This is a genomic window from Bartonella sp. AD24XZML, assembly GCF_042196485.1.
GTDB lineage: Bacteria > Pseudomonadota > Alphaproteobacteria > Rhizobiales > Rhizobiaceae > Bartonella.
On record NZ_JBHIQH010000045.1, the window covers coordinates 37757 to 55415 of the forward strand.

8 protein-coding genes and 2 pseudogenes are annotated in these 17659 nt (G+C 38.7%); 9 read left to right on the top strand and 1 reads right to left on the bottom strand.

Going from position 1 to position 17659, the window contains the following annotated elements:
* The first annotated feature begins 334 nt into the window (after positions 1-334).
* The 8 genes and pseudogenes from ACFIMX_RS04080 to ACFIMX_RS04115 all read left to right on the top strand — a co-directional run bounded on the left by ACFIMX_RS04080 (position 335) and on the right by ACFIMX_RS04115 (position 15281).
* Entirely contained in the window at positions 335-1963 is a 1629-nt protein-coding gene (locus ACFIMX_RS04080) for a BID domain-containing T4SS effector (RefSeq protein WP_375639560.1), read from the top strand.
* A 248-nt stretch (positions 1964-2211) separates the two neighbouring features.
* Positions 2212-2394 (top strand): annotated as a pseudogene (locus ACFIMX_RS04085) (type IV secretory system conjugative DNA transfer family protein); the annotation flags it as partial.
* 1194 nt (positions 2395-3588) lie between these two features.
* On the top strand, positions 3589-5187 hold the full coding sequence (locus ACFIMX_RS04090) for a BID domain-containing T4SS effector (RefSeq protein WP_375639559.1): 1599 nt from the start codon (positions 3589-3591) through the stop codon (positions 5185-5187).
* 309 nt (positions 5188-5496) lie between these two features.
* Positions 5497-6627 carry a BID domain-containing T4SS effector gene (locus ACFIMX_RS04095; protein WP_375639557.1) on the top strand — a complete coding sequence of 377 codons (1131 nt, stop codon included), beginning with the start codon at positions 5497-5499 and terminating at the stop codon, positions 6625-6627.
* A gap of 343 nt (positions 6628-6970) precedes the next feature.
* The gene (locus ACFIMX_RS04100) at positions 6971-7804 is read left to right on the top strand and encodes a BID domain-containing T4SS effector (RefSeq protein ID WP_375639556.1); all 834 of its coding nucleotides are present in this window, start codon (positions 6971-6973) and stop codon (positions 7802-7804) included.
* A 354-nt stretch (positions 7805-8158) separates the two neighbouring features.
* The gene (locus tag ACFIMX_RS04105; RefSeq protein ID WP_375694061.1) at positions 8159-9439 is read left to right on the top strand and encodes a BID domain-containing T4SS effector; all 1281 of its coding nucleotides are present in this window, start codon (positions 8159-8161) and stop codon (positions 9437-9439) included.
* Between the two features lie 304 nt (positions 9440-9743).
* Complete coding sequence (locus ACFIMX_RS04110) at positions 9744-11708, top strand: BID domain-containing T4SS effector (protein ID WP_375694062.1); 1965 nt, start codon at positions 9744-9746, stop codon at positions 11706-11708.
* 336 nt (positions 11709-12044) lie between these two features.
* A complete protein-coding gene (locus tag ACFIMX_RS04115) occupies positions 12045-15281 on the top strand; it encodes a BID domain-containing T4SS effector (protein WP_375694063.1) in 3237 nt (1078 codons plus the stop codon).
* Positions 15282-15502: 221 nt separating this feature from the next.
* On the opposite strand, the pseudogene ACFIMX_RS04120 reads toward ACFIMX_RS04115, so the two are convergent.
* Positions 15503-15747, bottom strand: a pseudogene (locus tag ACFIMX_RS04120) (integrase); the annotation flags it as partial.
* A gap of 323 nt (positions 15748-16070) precedes the next feature.
* Here ACFIMX_RS04120 and murJ point away from each other — a divergent pair.
* Positions 16071-17642, top strand: a complete 1572-nt coding sequence (gene murJ, locus ACFIMX_RS04125; RefSeq protein ID WP_375655290.1) for a murein biosynthesis integral membrane protein MurJ — start codon at positions 16071-16073, stop codon at positions 17640-17642.
* The last annotated feature ends 17 nt before the right edge of the window (positions 17643-17659 follow it).

Below are 17659 nucleotides of genomic sequence, written 5' to 3' on the forward strand. Positions count from 1 at the left end.
AGCACTCTCCTCATCTCCAAATAATAAATACCAATCATATCTATGCCTTGAGAATCCTATCAAGAAACTTTTGAAGGCACCGCTTTTATAGGGAAATTTTTCTACAAAAAAATTAAAAGACAATATGCATGAAAACAACCCAAATGAACCATTCTCTCTCAGTAAAAGAAAAAAGTGCCAAGATAAAGATTGATACACTCAAAAACACCTACGAATTTGAGGGATTTTTTCCTCACCCAAGTCTCAACATCTCAAAACAATATGCGTGGGGGATTTTCAAACAAAAAGTTTAACACACTCTCATGGACAATGTAACATTATAAGGAATGTAACAATGCCAAAAGCAAAAGAAAAAACAAAAGGAATTCCCTCACCCCATAATTATATCTATCTTGGTACCCAAATTCTCAAAAATAGATATGGAGAAACAGATTTAAAACGCTTTCTGGAAAAATGCTCACATGATAGGCAAAAAGCCATGATCAATCTGCGTGCAGAACCCCTGCCAGAATATTTTAATTCAACTTATCTATGCCATATCCACCAACAATTGTTTAAAAATACCTTTGTATGGGCTGGACATCTGCGCCATATCCCCTTCGCATTTACAGACGATAGCATTGCCGCCATGCCAGAAATGAAAAGAATGGAATGGGGCAATAATTTTGCAACCGGTGAAGAAATCCCTGAACTCTTACAAAAATTAGATCAAACGCTTGCCGAAAAAGACAATTTGCAAGGCTTAACACGCGAAGAATTTGTCAAGGAAGCAACGAGTCTATTTTACTCTCTTCACAAAATCCACCCATTCATAGATGGCAATGAGCACACAGAACAAGTCTTTTTTGAAAATCTTGCCAAAGCTGCAGGACATCAGCTTGACTTTTCGCTTGTCACACAAAAACGTATGATGGCTGCCTGTAGCGAAGCAATGCAATATAGCAATACACAACTGTTGAAAGATCTTTTTGAGGATATCTCCAATCCCCCCAAAATACGTCTTTTAAAAGAATTTATGGACCATATAAACAATACGGGACGCAACGTGGATGATCGCCTTGTTATAGCAACAAAGGCAGGAGAAACCTATATAGGAACTTATAAAGGTTGTTATTCAGAAGGTTTTATACTCGATGTGCAAGGAACTTACATCATTGGTAGCAAAGATGATCTCACACCAGAACGATTAAAAACACTAAAACCTGGTGATATCATTACCTTTACCGCCCCCAACAGCAAAGAGCTTGAAAACACGCTTATTCCAAAAGAAACATTAGCGCCTCTCACAAAAAGTGAATGTGCCAAAACAGTTGCGCTAGATAGTTACGTTCTCAAAGCTCAAAAGCAAGTCCGAGCTTACACAAAAACTGTTTATGGTGACGCAAACGTATTAAACGAACAGATAGAAGAAATTATTAAAAATCCAGAATTAGGCAGACAGTTTGCTAATCAGATTAAACAGGCACCGCACTCTGTTTCTCCTCTTGCAGGTTTTAGTATATGCGGTCTACAAAATCCGGCACGTGTACACGCTCGAAATTATCTTGATGTGCTCTCTCTTGCAATTGAGAATTATGTGTATACTGTAGAAGCTACCTATAATATAGTCACTCGAGACCATAAAATTAAACAAGAACGCCTTGGAAAAGCGGTAGAGAATCCCAGTCAAAACTTGAAAAATATTTTTGCTTTATCACCGGAAAAACAAAGAGAAATCTTGTCTCAATCTCCTCAATTACACCAAGAGCTCCGTACTTTTATAAACAGTTTAGAACATCGTCTCTCATCAAACGAATGTAGTGCGATCACAAACAAAGATTATGAAACACTTGCACAAAGTATTGGTATATCAGAACAGAAAGCACGAGAAATTACCGACATTGTTCAAAAAGCAAGGAACGCTCATAGCCAATTCTACACACGCACACAAAATCGTTCAAATACACTTGCTATGGCCAACTAAAAAATATGAAACTTTGTTTTTTTGATTTAAACACCTATGTGGAAGAGATATTTTAATATTCTTATCATACATGCAAAAAACAGACTACTTAAGCGCCCTACCACCAATTTTGCACATAGCATATACACCATATCCAAAGCAATTGGACAGGATAATTGTTAATTCCTTTTAAACGTCATGATTACTACTGACGAAAGCTACAAAAGCCTATTTTATTTGTCTTAGATGGAGTCGATTTTCGTGGTTATATGAATATTTTAAAAAGAGCACTCATTTTACCCCACGAAGTTATTCGAGAAATGCGTCAAGATGAACAAATTATTCTGATGCAAGGCTCCCCTTCGCAATGTGGTTGCGCCATCTATTTCAGAAGGAAAGAAATATTAGCCGCAGCTGCAAAAAACCGCTTTGCTCCACAAAAGAAAAACTAACTTCCTATTATGAGATCTTGACTATGAAAAGACCAACCACAAAAACAACATACATTTCTATTTTTTAAAAACCCGTTAACAAAAAGTTTTTGACCGCTTCTTCACACATAAGGAAAACATGATAAAAAATCCGTGTTTTTTCCTTTTTGTATTTTGTGTATCGTTTTACCAGTACCCATCGTCTTTACAAGAAAGCCCCCCTCAAATCACCTATAACCAAACCAACATTTCCACTTGAGAACGTCCTGCAAATACATTCCTACAAAGCTTTTTGTTTATAATTTATCCCCTACAAACAAGCAAAAACATTTCACAACGCTAATCACCAATATCAAGACTTAAGAAAAAAACGGTTGATCTTTGAGACAACAACTCTCAAAACACCTACACTCAAGAACATCGATTTTTCCCAAAAAATATTTAAGATATACATCAAAATGAATAAATCATTCTTATACAAGCTTTTCCCCCTTTACGATATCATAAAGTGTTCTATTTTTATGATAAAGCGCTGAAAAAGGTTTTTCTCCCCAACCAAAGAAAGGGTTTCCTCTCTTATGGATCTTAAAGCAGCGCAATATAATAAGAGCAACAATACAAAATAAAAAACATTTTGTTGCAAAAATACACAAAAAAGATGTTCGTATGGCAAGATATTCATATGGAGCAATAAAAAAAACATAATGGAGAAAAATTTTTGATGACAGCTTTTGCCCATAGATTCAGCAATCTGAGAGCTGTGTATGAAAAGTACCAGCACCATCCACTAACCAAGAGCGATTACACCCGCTATATCCACGCCCCTCATCAAAGCGCTCTTGCAAACAACTTTGTTAAAGGAAAAAACAACAATTTTAAGCAACATTTTTCTTTTTGACCTCTTCCTTACACCTCAAAAAACGAAGATTTTACCCAGAGTCAATTTAGAGAAAATCCATTTTCTGACCACTCATGGGCTTCATATCAGCGCCCTAAATACCAGCATTTTACAGTACAAGATAATAAACAAAGGAAACATCAGAAAAGCTTTTCAAAAGCATCACAAAACGATTGATACAACATCCATACACTGAAGGGAAAAGCACTCCCTCTCATAACACCCAAAATCTCAAAAGAATACGCGAAGGGGAATTTTTCACATGCAGTGTTTAAGACGCTCATCAACCACCACCCTACCTACTTAGGAGAGATTACATGTTAGAGCAAAATTATCTATATAAAGGAACCAAAACACTCAAAAATAAATATGGCATCAAAGACCCTAAAAAACTGTATCAACGCAGTACCCATGACGTCACTAAAGCAGCCATCAATTTTCGCCATGAACCACCCCCACAAAAATTTGATGCTTCCTATCTAAAACTAATCCACTGGAGCCTCTTCCACGAAACTTTTGAATGGGCGGGCCACACCCGCGATACATCCTTTACATTTGAAGATGGCACCACTGCCCATATGCCAGCGATGCGTCCCAAAGGTTATGAAGTTCCTTTTGCTATCGGTCCACAGATTAAAAAAAAACTCACACAACTCGAAAAAATACTGAACCAGAAGAACAATTTAAAAGGTTTATCGCGCCAAGAATTTGCTGAAAGTGCCGCTGAAGTTTTTATGGCGCTAGAGCACGCACATCCTTTTAGAAAAGGGAATGGGCGCGTCAATCGAATGTTTATGGAAAAACTTGGACAAGCAGCAGGGCATACCATTGACTTTTCTTTCATCACAAAAGAACGCATGACAGTAGCTTGTATTGAAGCCATGCAATATGGCAATCCCCAACCGATGAAAGATCTTTTTGAAGATATCACCCATCCGCAAAAATCCCTTGTTTTAAAAGAATTCATCTCCCAAATGAGAAACGCTGGACTGGATGAAATTAACGATCGTGTTGTTGTTGCAGAAAAGGAAGATGTAACCTATGAAGGCGTCTTTAGAGGTTTTTCAGCAGAAGGTTTTGTCATGGAAATAGAAGGGGCTTTCGTCGTCGGACACAAAGATGATCTCACCCCAGAACTCGTCAAAACATTACAAAACGGTGCCCGCCTCTGCTTTCAAAAAACCAACGTTCAAAGCTTAAAAGAAACACTGATCCCAAAAGAAACATTAGCCCCTCTTACCCATGAAGAGTTATTTGAAAGGATTTCAAATGACGCTTATGTTGAAGGGAGCCGAAAAGAAATCGAAAATTTATCAAAGACTGTTTATGGTAAAACCCACACCTTAAAGACAACATTAGATATCATAACGGTAGCTCCAAACTTAGGAAATCAGTTTGCCGATGAAACTTTACAAAACCCTCAATCAATTTCTAAATTTGCTGGGAGTAAAATACTTGGCATGAAAAGTTCAAATCGCAGACAAGCCGAACAGGCTGTTCCACAACTCAGCCAAGCCCTTAAAAATTATGGCGCAATAACACAACAAACAAAAGATGCAATTCTAGAGCAACACCAAAGAGAACAAAATCGCCTGAACCACACTGTCGAAAAACCTGGAAAAAATTTACAAAACCTTTTTTCCTTACCAGAAGAACAACAAAGGGAAGCTTTATTGCATTCTCGTTCACTGCGACAAGAACTCCATACCTTTTCACGACAACTACACAATCGTCTATCCTCAGAAGATCGTAAAGCCATACAAGAAAAAGATTATACCAGACTAGCTTGCCTCCTTGGGACATCGGAAAGCAAAGCAAAAGAAATTGCGAATACTGTAAAGAACACCCAAGAAGCACAATGTCAAGCTCGCAGCTTGAAAGTTAGTCGTTCCTCATCGCTGGCTCTTACCGGCTAAAAACGCGTGAACTTTTGCCTTCCAACAGAACTCTTTATACCAATCATTTTATCTCCATTGCGCCCACCAATTGTTTTAAAATGTTACAAAAGATAGTCCTAAAAATGAATCCTATAATTTACTATAACTTATTGATAATATTTCATAAAAAAACTGTATAAAAGACATAAATGTCCATTACATATCAATATGAATAGCGCGAAGTCTTTGGAGACCATTCAGTTTGATATTCTTCTTTTGTCTTAAAAAATATCAAAAAGTGGGAAATGCGCCAAAGAGGTTTTCTAAAAATATTGAAAGGAAACAGCCATGAAAAAAAATCACCCACAACCAGCCCCCCAGAACCCACAACCCCAGAGTCAAGCCCCCCTCTACGCAAAAGTTAATAAACCACCCAAAGAACAGCGCAACCCACAACAATATACACTTCAACAACCACCAGAAACGATCTATGCTCCCCAAAAGCCACTTGAACAACAAAATCTAGGAGCTTCTAATGTAGGAGACCTCTACGCAAAGGTTAACAAACCACCCAAAGAACAGCGCAACCCACAACAATATACACTTCAACAACCACCAGAAACGGTCTTTGCTCCCCAAAAGCCACTAGGAAATCCCTATGACAGACTTGGTGGGAGATCAAGTGATGAGCGACGCACCGACAGACTCGTAAACCCCTATTCAATAACGGATCTGGCGGCGCAAGGTTGGCAAACACCCTACGACACAGTTGGTGGAGGTGCACAGGGTGGACGACATCCCCAAGAACCAGAACATCTCTATGCAGAGCTTGATTTTGGTGCAAATGGTGGACGCTCTCCCCAAAGACCACTCGAAGCTGTCTATACAACGGTTGGCATGGGGGCTGAAGGCGGGCAAGAGTCTGAACAACTAGAAAATCCCATCTATCTAGGCGTTGGCGGAAATAGAATCTCCCCTCCCAGAACCCCAAAAGATGTGGTTACAACAAGGCTTTTACAAAACACAACCTTTCAATATGGTGTAAGAGAAATCCAAGAGCGATGCAAAGTTGTTTATGGAAAAGAACATGCTTTGAATGGACCACTTGCGAAGATCCTTGACGATCCTCAAAATGCAGAACAAATCTTATGGGACCTTGCAGAAAACCCTCAAAGCGCTGGTAAGCTTGCAGGTCACAAAATACTTGGTGTAAAATCTCCAAGCCGCAGAGAAGCTGAAGATGAGTTTATCCACCTTTGCTCAGCTCTTGAGAGGCATATACATAATACACAAAAGCTCCATAAACAGTTTACACGTGAACAGGAAAGAGAAAGAGATCAAAAACAAGAAAATCCAGAAAGAGAAGCAGAACACAGACACCACCATCATCATCACGCAAGAGGACAAGAACAAAGTAGTCCAGAGTACAGCCCACAACAACAAAGACATGGAGAAAAAGGAATGGCTTTTGCCATGTAAGTGGACATAAACATAAAAACAGATAGTTTTTGTTTTTCATGTAATCTTTTTTTCAGTGAGTTTCTTGGCGCAAATCGTTTCATAGCGATTGCGCCAAGAGTTGTTTTAAAATATTACAAAAAATAGTTCTAAAAGTGGATCCTGTAATTTATTGTAACTTATTGATAAAATTTCATAAAAAAACTGTATAAAAGACATAAATGTTCATTACATATCAATATTGAATAGCGCAGAATCTTTGGAGGTCATTCGGTTGGATATCTTCCTTTATATCAAAGTTATCAAAACTAAAAGTGGGGAATGCACCAAAGAGGTTTTCTAAAAATATTGAAAGGAAATATGTATGAAAAAACATCATCCACATCCTTCTGCAAATCCAGAAGCACTCTATGCAAAAATTAATAAACCAACCAGAGGAAACCAGCGCGGTCCAACCCCAGAAGAGGAAGTTCTATACGCAACTGTTAGCAGTGTTTCTCCTTCAAGAGGTAAACATCAAAAGACAGAAGATCCTGAAACTGACTATACAACGGTTGCTTCTGCAAAACATGAAACTGATGTTCTATACGCATCAGTTAGCAGCGTTACCGCTTCTTCAAGAGGTAAACATCAAAGGACAGAAGATCCTGAAACCGACTATACAACGGTTGCTCCGTACCAAAGAGGAAAGCCTTCATCTTCCCTCACAGCTGATCAAATAAGTGTCATGCTTTTAAAAAATCCACACGTCCAAGCACATGCAGAAGAAGTCATACACTGGAGTAAAATTGTTTATGGCGATGATACGATTTTCCAGCAGCACTTGCAAGGAATACTTACAGATCCCACTAAAGGAAAAGACCTTTCAAATCAACTTGCTGAAAATCCTGAATCTATGCATAAGCTCGCTGGCCGCTCCACACTTGGCATAAAAAGTCAAGCACGCAAAGAAGCTGAAGACGGTTTTAAATCGCTCGTTGATGCCGTTGATGGTTATACAAAGGCTGTACAAGACGCAGCAACAAGACTATCGCAAACCCCTCTAGCGGAACAAAGACGCCATCAAGAAAATTCTCAGCAAGTTGAGAGACACCATCATCATCATCGTCATCACGCAAGAGGACAAGAACAAAATAGTTCAGAGCACAGCCCTCAAAGACAAAGACAAGGAGAAAAAGGATTTTCTTATGCCATGTAAAGGGGCATAAACATAAAAACAGATAGTTTTTGTTTTTCATGTAATCTTTTTTTCAGTGAGTTTCTTGGTGCAAATTGTTTCATCGCGATTGCACCAAGAATTGTTTTAGAATGTTACAAAAAATAGTCCTAAAAATGGCGCCTGTAATTCACGATAACTATTGATAACTTATTGATAATATTTCACAAAAAAACTGTATAAAAGACACAAATGTCCATTAAGCTGATTGCAAATAGCGCAGATCTTTGGAAGCTCATTCAGCTCGATATTTTTTTTGTCTCAAAGCGATCCAAGCATAAAAGGCAAGAATGCACCAAAGAGGTTTTCTAAAACAATTTTTGAAAGGAAACATGCATGAAAAAAAAACACCCTCATCCTTTTCCATCCTCTTCAATACAAGAACTTATAAAGCTCTATGAACAAGCGGCGGCAGAGGTCTCAGGCGCAGCCCCCCTTCCTAAAGAAACACCTTCAAAAAGCAAAAGACTGTCATCCATACCGGAAGAAGATGAGGAAAGACAATCTCTTTTAAGCGAAGAAACTGTACATGCATCAACAAATCCAACAGCTTCGTTAACAAGAGGCAGCTCTACCAAAAGGCAGCAAAAACCTGAAACGACACACTCAACAGTTACTTCACAAGTTACCCAAAGAACAACAAGAGTTCTCTCAGAGGAAGAAATCATTCTATTGCTTCCACACCATTCATTGGTTCGAACCTATCAAGAGGAAATCCAACGTTTATCCGCAAGTGCCTATGGTAACCCAAACATTTTGCAAGAAAAAATGCAGGAAATTCAAAGAAATCCCGCTGCAGGAGAAGAGCTCTCATGGCGCATGGCAGCATATCCTGAAAGTTTTGTTAAACTTTCCGGCACCAGCGCGTTGGGCTTTAAAAGTCGAGTACGTAGACACGCGGAAGAGAGTTATTCCGCTCTCAGTGTCACCGTTGATTGTTATACAGAAGCTGTAAAACAGGCAAGAGAGAGCCTCGTACAATCTCCAGAGCAAGAACTCAAAAACTATGAACGCTTCATGGGGAAGGAAGCCGTCGCTAAACTTCTGCAAAAACCAGATCATCGTGAAAAAGAAACTCTTTCAGAGACAGAAATTTCTACCCAAATTCAACAACATTCAAAAGTCAAAAGACACCTCGCCCAAATCCAATATTGGTGTAAAGTTGTTTTTGGGAACGAAAACATTTTGCAATCACAAACAGAAGAGCTTTTCCAAAACCCTGAAACAATAGAAGCACTCGCACAGCAACTTGTCGGAAATCCTCAATCTTTTCACAAGTACGCTGGTCATAACTTTTGTGGCTTTAAAAATAAAGCACGCAGACATGCTGAAGCGGGTCTTTCTCACCTCATTGACGCCGCTGACAATTATGCAACAGCTGTAACACAAGTAAGAGAGAGCCTTTCAAAAACTCAGCAGGCAAAACAAGAACACAATGAAGCACCTTCTGACAGAGCGCAAAATTTGCATCAACAACAAAGCGTCTCACAGTCTGCTCAACGCCCTGAGCCTTCAATAGTAACGCATGAAGGAGCAACACCCCTTGGACAACAAAGAGAAACAGATGTTCGTCCTCGCAAAACTGCCGCCCCAAAAGCGATGGCTTTTGCCAGCTAAACAGACATAAGTTTTCACGTTGAATCTAACGTCTTGGCGCAACACAGGAAAGAGGTGTTTGCGCCAAGAAAGAGAGAAAAATTGAAACAAAATTTATTTTTCTGTCCCTTAACCCAAACACTGAGAAAATAATCTTTAGAGAATGATTATGATCTGAACCATAAGAGTCAAATTGTGCGAGACCATTCAGTTTCATATCCTCTCTCATAAAAGCAAATGAAAAAGCATAAAACAGAATAAAAACCAACGTATATTTTTAAATAGTATTTAAAAACAATATTGGAAGAGTTTGAAAGGAACATGTATGAAAAAAAGAAATCCCTCCCCTTTTATCACCGAAATGATGGAAAAATTTCAACAACAGGCTGAACAATCCCCTACCAGAACCCCTCCTTCCCAAGTTTCTCAAAGTTTGCCAAAAGCAACTGTAGAAAAACGCCCAGAAAATTTATCCCCCCACCCAAAAGTTGCTCCACCACCACCCCCTCGTATGAAAAGCTCAGTGCAAACCAACACAATGTCTCCTAACGCCAAAAACCAAGAGACGCCTCCCCCACAAAAAAAAGCAGCTCCACCAAAACCTCCGCGTGCAAAAGAGAGGCAACAACATAAACAAACAGTTCAAGAGTCCCCCTTCCTACAGACAAAAGTGGCTCCACCCCCTCCTCCACGCATGAGAGAAAAAACACAAACCGGCACAACAATCTACAACTCAAAAATCCAAGAAAACTCCTCTCCGCACACAAAAGCAGCTCCACAAAGACCTCCACGTGCAAAAGAGAGACAACAACATAAACCGACAGTTCAAGAGTCCGCCCCCCTACAGACAAAAGTGGCTCCGCCCCCTCCTCCACGCATGAGAGAAAAAACACAAGCCGACGCAAAAATCCTCAACTCAAAAATCCAAGAACACTCCTCTCCGCACACAAAAGCAGCTCCACAAAGACCTCCACGCGCAAAAGATAAGCAACAAAACAAAACAACAGCTCAAGAGGGAGAACATCTCTATGCAACGCCTGCTCCGCCCCTTCCCCCACGCATGAGAGAAAGAGTACAAAATGGCACAAAAATCCAAAATCCTGAAACACACGAACCAAGTGTTAGACCCAAAACACTATCACATATGAAAGTCAGGCAGCAAAGCAGTTCATCATCACAAGACAGTGGAACATATGCCGTCCCGCCTTCAAGAAAACCGCACCGTATGGAAAACAGAAAACAAAGCGATACTGTCGTCCAAAAGCCTGCCTCTCCACACACAGCAATTGAACAACCAAAACCGTCTCACGAACAAAAACCATCTATTAATACAATGGAAAGAGAGCTATTGCTCGTAGCATATCAAGAAGAGATACGATTTTTGTGCGAAAAGGTTTATGGCGAACGGCTTATTTTAAGTGAAAGAATAGAAGCAATCAAAGAAAACCCCGATATGGGAGAACAGCTCTTATGGGATGTTACAGAACGGCCTAAGTCTATTTCTAAGCTTGCTGGTAGAAAAGTTCTTGGCATAAAAAATCATGCGCGCAAACAAGCTGAAGAAACTCTTCCTACCCTATGTGCTGCTATTAACGGTTATGTGTATACTTCAAAATATACAAAAAGTGAAAATATTTCTCAAGGTCCTCACACGGAACAACAACATCAGCGACAAGTACAAGAGGAAGAGCTAACAAATCAACATTTACAAAATCCGCTCAATTCAGAAAAGAAAATAAAGCCTCTCTCAAATGAGGAAATTGCCCGCAGAGTTCAAAAAGATCCATCGGTTCAATATGGTCAAAGAGAGATCCAATATTGGTGCCAAATTGTTTATAAGGATCCATTTATTTTGCAATATAGAATAGAAGATATGCAAAAAATTCCAGAGATGGGAGAAGAGCTTGTATTTCAAATTGAAAAGGATTGTACATCTTTTGCTCCTCTTGCTGGTAAGCAAGTCCTTGGCTTAAAAAACGGAGCACGAAAAGCTGCTGAAGAAAATCTTCCTACTCTTTGTACCGCCATTAAGGATTATGCTGATACGATAAAACAGTTAAGAGAAACCATTGTGCAAAACCATCAGGCAGAACAACAAAAACGTCATCAACCGCTTAACGATCTCGATAAAAAATTGCAACAGCAGCAAAGCTTATCGCAGTCCCCGAAGCTACCTGAATGCTCAACAGCAAAGCGGCATCAAGAAGTTGCAGAAACATCTAGGCAAGAACATCAACCGCATGTTCGACCGCACAGAACCGAAACATCAAAAGCAATGGCTTTGTCGTGATAGTCTAATCATCGTTGACTTTTCATACAAAACTTTGGTGCAATTATCTTGCCAAGATTGCACCAAAGACGGTGTATGAAATACAGAAATTTTTGAATAAGACACCCCATTATTTTACAGAATTCATTGATAAAATTTCACGATAATACTTTATAAAAATTACAAACTTTAACTTTGTTCCATGATTAACTTGGTTCCATGCGAATAAGGTCAATTTTTTCAATCATTCAAATAGGCATTCTTCTTTGAAGAAAACACTATGAAAATAACATAAGGCAAAAAATGTAAACAAAAAAAAATTCAAAAAATAATGTTACCATTTGAAAGGAAATATGCATGAAAGAAAACACAGAACATTGTGCCTCCTCTACACAGGAAGAATTGCAAGAACAACACTCTGTAATTAATGCAGCCATTTCAAAGCAAATCAATGAAGAAGCGCAAAATTTTTTCTACCCCAATAGCAAAGTGCTTAAAAATAAATACCGCATCAAAGATAAAGAAATATTAAAAGAATGCTGTTCTAATGATGTAAAAAAAGAAATGATAAAACTGCACCAAGAACCTCTACCAGAGCAGTTTAATGCCTCTTATCTAAAATACCTTCATCAAGGCCTCTTTTCCCGTGCATTTGAATGGGCCGGACAAACACGCGAAGAGCCTTTTACATTTGAAGATGGCACTGTTGCTTCTATGCCCATTTTGAAAAGAAAAGAATTTACAAAACCTTTTGCGATTGGCAGAAAAATACAGGAGGGACTAGAAAAGTTAGATAAAACGCTTGCTGAAAAGAATAATTTACAAGGCTTAACGCGCGAAGAATTTGTTGAACAAGCAGCTAGTATAATGATAGATTTGCACCACTTGCATCCTTTCAGAGAGGGCAATAGGCGCACAAAGAGACTGTTTGTTGAAAAACTCTCTCAAGCAGCAGGACATGAGCTAGATTTTTCTCTTGTGAGCAAAAAACGTAAAGACTTTGTCCGCGCCGCTGCCATGGAACATGGCAACCCAGAGCCTATGAAGCATCTGCTTGAAGATATCTCAAATCCAGAAAAATTGCTCCTCTTACGAGAATTCACCAACTCTATGAGAGAGCTTGGATTGGATGAAAAAAATTATCATCTCGCTGTCGTTGCAAAAGAAGGAGAAACCTATCATGGTACCTATAGAGGCAGTGGACCCAATGGCTTCATGCTTGATGCCAACGGGATTTTCATCTTGGGAAATAAAAAAGATCTCACCCCAGAGCAAATACAGACATTAAAAATCGGTGATGCCCTCTCCTTTACAGCACAAAAAGTTCAAAACCCAGAAAAAACCCAGCAAAAAACATTGCTTCCAGAAGAAAAAAGAGCCACTCTTAAAAACGATGAAATAACTGAAAAGAGCAAAGACAACGCATCCATTCAAACAAAGAAAAAAGAACAAGCCCATTTTTCACCGTGGATTGTTCCTCATGCTTTACATGACAGCGTTGAAGTTATGCCCCAAAGTTTGCAAGAACAAGAAAAAGAACAAATGGCACAACCAATTGCTCAATCGGTTTCCGCTATGAGGCAAATGCAAAAAGATTTTCAAAAAAACATTTTACAGAGCAGTAATACAGCGACAAATAATCCAATATCTGTCAAAATGACAAAGGAAACACGCTCTGATCATCAAGAAAGAACAAAACAGCCCCCAAAAAAAGCAATGGCATACTGGGATACTGGTACAAGAAAAACGAACACCGTCCCTCTCACCTTACAGGAGAAATTATCATCACCGCCTGAAACCGAAGAAAATAAGACAATACATCGTAATTTCTTTTATCCCAATAGTATCACCTTAAAGAATAAATATGGAATAAAAGACTATGGAAAATTAAAAGTGCAATGTGCCCATGATACAACAAAAGCAATCATTCATCTGCGCCAAGAAGCGCCACCACAAAAACTAACCTCCACATATCTCCAATATATTCATCACACCCTATTTAAAAATACTTTTGAATGGGCCGGACAAACACGCGAAAAACCATTTACATTTGAAGATGGTACCGTTGCTTATATGCCAATGATGAAAAAAGCTGGTATTTCTTTTGCCTCAGCAAAACAGATACAGGAGGGTCTAGAAAATTTAGATAAAATACTTGCTGAAACGAATAGTTTAAAAGGCTTAACCCGCGAAACATTTGTTGAACATGTCACTGAAATGTTGATACAGCTCAACTATACACATCCTTTCAGAGAAGGCAATGGACGCACGCAACGAATGTTTTTTGAAAAACTTGGGCAAGTTGCTGGCCACACACTCGACTTTTCTCTTGTAACAGAAAAACGTATGAATCTTGCCAGTATTGCATCGCTAAAACATAACGATAAAGAAGAAATGAAACATCTGCTTGAAGATATTTCAAATCCAGAAAAAACACTTATTTTAAAAGAATTCATGGACAGTATGAAACATATCGGGCTTGAGAGTATTCATCATTATCTTATTATAACAGCAAAAGAAGGTCATACCTATAAAGGCTTTTACAGAGGCAGTGGACCCAATGGCTTTATGCTTGATGCTAACGGAATTTTCATCTTGGGAAATAAAAAAGATCTCACCCCAGAGCAAATACAGACATTAAAAATCGGTGACGCCCTCTCCTTTACAGCACCAAAAATTCAAAACCAGCAAGAAGTGCTTATCCCCGCACAAACAATAGCCCCCCTTACCAACAATGAAATTGCCACAAGGATAAAAAACAACGCATCCATTCAAGCAAGAAGAAAAGAAATAGAAACTTTGTGCCAAATCATTTATGGTAATCGTCATATTTTGCGGGAAAGAATTGAGATGATCCATGAAAATCATACTGAAGGAGAACAACTCACCTATCAAATTACCACCTCTCCCCAATCAATTTCTAAGCTTTCTGGTAGCAATGTATTTGGCATAAAAAACAACGCGCGCGCCCATGCTGAAGAAAATATTTTGCCCCTCTGTAGAGCCATTGATCGTTATATCAATATTTCTAAACAAACAGAAAGAGACATTCTCCATACCCATCATGTAAAACAAAGGCGGTGTGAACAGTTGGTAGAAATGCCTAAGGCTTGGATGAAAAATCTCCTTTCCTTGTCAAAAGCACAACAGCAAGAAACTTTATCAAACTCTCCTGAATTAAGGGGAGAGATAAGGACTTATATCAAAAAAATCAATGAGCGCTTATCTTCAAACGAGCATGAAGTTATAAAAGAAAATAATCCTGAAAGACTTGCGAAGAGTCTTGGCACATCAACCATCAAAGCAAAAGAGATTATGGAAATAGTCAAGCAGATAAAAGAGATAGAACCGCATATACAACCCATGTATTTTTATAACCATAAATTCGATGAGCGCTTAGCACCAAACCAGTATCAATCTATCCAGCATCAATCTATAAAGAAAAATAATGAAAAAAAATGTTCCAACACCCTTGATAAAGAAGCAATTAAAGTGCAAAAAATGACAGAAATCGTCAATCAGAGTCCCAAAAGACAAGAAAATATTCAACCTCACAAAACGGAGCACACAAAAGAAATGGCAATGAATATCTAAAAGGTTTATAAACTTTAACTTTTTTGCCCCCTCTGGTAAAAATGATAGCCTTTACCCCCCCTCTGCCTTCATCGGCAAATCAATTGCACCTCAACGAGAATGGAAACCATGAAAGAACAAATTGATCTTATTTCCTCAGATTTTATCCTCATCAACTGTGAAAAGAAACCTGAACAGGAAAAATGCTGTTGAAAGATCATGTCTTCCTATCCTCTTGTTTATGTAATCTCTAAAATGAAAAGGCAGCCAAATTTGGGGAGAATATAAAGCCGTAAAGATAAAAATAAATCACCAGCTTTACCATCACCTTTTAGCTCAGCCTTACGACTTTTTAAAACATCTAAAGCGCTGTTTTTTTTAATAATGAATAAATAATGGAAATTGCGTATTGCTCCACGCTTTTATTTTATTTGCGTTCTTTAATAGGGTCACACCCCTCACATAAAACAGGACGGTATTGGGTTGCACTATTCACGACATCACACCATAAAGAGAAATTATCATTATATATCCCTACATATCCCTTCAAACTGTTATAATATCACTCGCATATTTCAGTTTGAAAAAGAAATTTTAATTATTTTATGGTAACAATAAAAATTTTAATGCAACAGTAAACAAGGAGCATAAAAAAGTCTTCAAGCACCATTGTTGACAGAAAGATAAACGCCGTCGTAAAACGCTTTCAAAAAGTATCCTTGATTAGGATAGAGATCAGATTTTTACGATTTAAAACGCTTTATTTCTCCTGTCATCGCTTCTCTTTTACAACAAAGCTGATATATCTTTATGACATTGATTAAAAAAATTGCAACAGTTGCTTCCGGAACCCTCATGAGCCGTATTTTTGGCTTCGTACGCGAAATGCTTATGGCCGCGGCCCTAGGGACAGGTCCTGTTTCTGATGCCTTTAACGCTGCTTTTCGTTTTCCCAACACATTTCGTCGTTTTTTTGCTGAAGGTGCCTTTAACGCTGCTTTCATTCCTCTTTTTGCAAAAAAAATCACTGAAGAAGGTCACGAAACGGCATGCAAATTTGCAGAAGAAGTCTTTGGCGTTCTCTTTTCGCTGCTCTTACTGTTAACGATTGCGATGGAACTGAGTATGCCTTTTTTGGTACGAACCATTATTGCCCCAGGTTTTACCGAAGATGCAACAAAATTTAACGCTACAATTCACTTTACTGCAATCATGTTTCCCTATTTAACCTGCATGTCGCTTGCTGCCATGATGGGGGGCATGCTTAATGCGCTGCGACGCTATTTTATTGCCGCCATTGCCCCACTCTTTTTAAACATTATTTTGATTGGTGTGCTTGCCTATGCTTGGATCTATAAACTTGACGCTTGGCATATTGGCTTAAATCTCTCTTGGGGTGTATTGGCAGCAGGGCTTCTTCAGCTCACCTTAATTGCCCTTGCTTTGCGTCAAAGTGGAATGAAAATTTCCTTCCGCCAGCCCCATTTAAGTCCTAATGTTCGTAAGCTATTAACTTTAGCATTCCCAGCAGCCATCACAGGTGGCATCACGCAAATTAATTTGCTTATTAATACCAACATTGCTTCTAGTCAATCGGGTGCTGTCTCTTCTTTGATGTATGCTGATCGTCTTTATCAATTGCCTTTAGGCGTAATCGCCATTGCCGTTGCAACCGTTCTTTTACCAGAGTTAACACGCGCTTTGCGGAGCAAAAAGCATAAAGAAACCCACCATTTACAAAATCGCTCTATTGAATTAACATTGTTGTTAACACTTCCAGCATCCATCGCTTTTTTGCTGCTCTCCACTCCCATTGTCAGTTTGCTCTTTGAACGAGGACAATTTACCAGTCAATCAACACACCATGTTGCACAATTATTGGAGCTTTATGGACTAGGACTTCCAGCTTTTGTTCTTATTAAGGTCTTTATTCCTAATTTTTTTGCCCATGAAGATACCAAAACACCGATGATTTTTACAGGTATTTGCGTTTTCATCAATATCAGTCTCGCCTTAACATTATTTCCTATTCTATCTGCACGAGGCATTGTTATTGCTGAAATTACCTCTGGATGGGCCAACACCCTTTTGCTGTGGAGTGTCCTTATCAAACGCGGTTATTGGAAATACGACTTCCAACTGATAAAGCGAATATTATGTCTCATGATGGCAACTCTTTTGAGTGCACTAGCCCTCTATTACGGATTGAATGTGTTTGTTTTTTTGTCTTTTCCTTTATCCTCACAAGCATCATTTTTCTTGCGCGCGATCACCTTAGCTGGGATCATGATTGGCATATTTTTGATCTATTTTAGTGCCTATTTTTTATTCAACACCCGTTCCTTTTTTCACACGCTTAAAAATTTGAAAAAACGCTCATAATATCTATACTTTGTCAA